Genomic DNA, 2244 nt, shown 5'->3' on the forward strand with positions numbered 1-2244 from the left:
CGAGTGCGTCACCACCAGCACCACCCGACCGGCGTCGGCCAACTGCCGCAACATGGTCATGACCTGTAAATCGAGCGCCGGATCCAGGCCGGAGGTCGGCTCATCGAGGATCAGCAGCGACGGCCCGGTGAGCAGCTCGAGTGCCACCGAGGCACGCTTGCGCTGCCCGCCGGACAGCTTGTCGACCCGCGTGTCGGCGTGCTTGGTCAGCCCGAGTTCCTCGATCACCTGCGCGACCACCTGCGCGCGGTCCTCTTTGCTGGTGTCGGGCGGCAGGCGCAGCTCGGCGGCATAGTTCAGCGCCTGGGTCACGGTCAGCTGGCGGTGCACGACGTCGTCCTGGGGCACCATCCCGATCCGGCTGCGCAACGACGCGAAGCTGGCGTGAATGTCGTGCCCTTCGAAGGTGATTGAGCCCGAGCTGGGACATGTGGCGCCGGCGATCAGCCGCGACAGCGTGCTTTTACCGGCCCCGGACCCGCCGATGAGGGCGGTCAGCGTGCCGGGCCTGGCGGTCAGCGAGACTTTGTGGATCAGGCGTTTGCTGTCGATTTCGAAGTCGACCTCGCGCACCTCCAGCCCGCCGGTGCGGGTGGCCGCCTGGGCGCGACGGAGCAGGATCTCGCCGTTGAACACCAGGTCGACGTTGCCGATGGTGACGACGTCGCCCTCGGTCAGCGGCGCCGACAGGATTCGGGTGCCGTTGACGAACGTGCCGTTGATGCTGTGGGCGTCGTGGATCTCCATCCCGGTCGGGCCCGGCACCAGATAGGCATGCTGGCGCGACGCCAGGACGTCCGAGATGACGATGTCGCTGTCCTCGGCGCGGCCGATCACGGCGGCACCGGTGGGTGGCGCCGCGAGCCTCGACCGGGACCGCTGCACCGCGCGCCGCAGGTTGGTGCTGTCGAACTCCGCGGCCTCGAGGGCTTGCGCGCCGATCTCGGTCAGCGGTTGGCCCTTGGCCGGCACCCCGGCGGGCCGTTCGGGCGGCGGTTGGGGACCGCGGGGAGGCGGCGGTTGGTTCGGATAGCCGACGGCCCGGCGCGGGCCGCTGGCCTGCGGCGATGCCGGAGGCGGCGGCCCGTGGCGCAGCGGGGCCGGCTGCTGGCGCGCGATGCGGGGAGCCGAGCCGCCGACGGGCTGCGCCGGCTCCGGGCGAGGGGGCCGCATGGCACCGGGCCGGGCCAGGGCCTGCATCCCCTCGACCGTCGGCGGCAGCTGACCCACGGTCCGGTCGGGGCGTTCGATCACGAAGCTCAACCGCGGCCCGTCGGGACTTCCGACGTTGATGCTCTGGCCGTCGCGGATGTCGACGACGGACACCCGGCTCCCGTTGACGAACATCCCGGTCGGCGATCCGTTGTCGATCGCGAGCCATTTGCCCCGGTCGAACCGCAACAGCAGGTGCGCGCGGGCGATCCGCGGATGGGCGACCCGCATGTCGGCACGGAGGTCACTTCCGACGATGAGATCGTGGCCCGCAGCGAAACTGCGCCGTGACCAGTCAGATTGAACAGTCAGCACGGGCGGTGCGGGCCTACTCATCCCATCAGTATTCGACCCGTCGCCACCAAGCGCCAGCGGTTTGGTCATATTGGTCGCCGGCCGCGCTTCGCATTTGCTGGACGGGTCCCTCGCCGTCGCGACGGGCGCCCGGGTGCCCGGGCCGCGCCGTCACAACACGGTCACGATTCGCGGCCGACGGTTCGTCGGGCTGGCTTTTGCGGCCGGCTGTCCGAGCGCCTGGTCACCGCGCCGCGACGCTAAACCTCCCGTGCCCAAACCGTGACCGTCGCGTGCCCAAAAATCAACGCGCCCTTACGCTTCCGCAGGTCAACGCCCATTTATCATCCCTATTACAACTCTGTCAGTTAAAAGGAATTGGAGCCATGCGGACGGGTGTTCGGTGTGTTCTTGCGGTGATCGGAACCGCGGCGAGTGTTGTCGTGACGCCGGCCGGGGTGAGCCTGGCGGCGGCCAACGAGTCGCATGGGTTTGCGATCGCGTCGATTTCCCCGGGCCGCGACGAGGTGGTCGGCGTGGCGCACCCCATCCAGGTGCGCTTCAAAGCGCCCATCACCAACCCGGCCGACCGGCAGGCGGCCGAGCGCGCCGTCGACGTCAAGTCGACGCCCGCGATGACCGGCAAGTTCGAATGGCTCGACAACAAGGTTGTGCAGTGGGTGCCGGATCGATACTGGCCGGCGCACAGCACGATTCCGTTGACGGTGGGCGGCGCGG

At 69.6% G+C, this 2244-nt stretch carries 2 protein-coding genes; one reads left to right on the top strand and one right to left on the bottom strand.

All coding sequences use genetic code 11. The features are described from left to right. Window positions 1–1548, bottom strand: a 1548-nt coding sequence (locus A9W96_RS05810; protein WP_197499412.1) for an ATP-binding cassette domain-containing protein, incomplete at its 3' end; no start/stop codon positions are given. Window positions 1549–1892: 344 nt separating this feature from the next. On the opposite strand from A9W96_RS05810, the gene A9W96_RS05815 reads away from it, so the two are divergent. Further along, the coding region (locus A9W96_RS05815; protein ID WP_231999600.1) for an Ig-like domain-containing protein at window positions 1893–2244 on the top strand (352 nt) is incomplete at its 3' end.

Origin of the sequence: Mycobacterium sp. 1245852.3, from assembly GCF_001669335.1 — a bacterium.
GTDB lineage: Bacteria > Actinomycetota > Actinomycetes > Mycobacteriales > Mycobacteriaceae > Mycobacterium > Mycobacterium europaeum_A.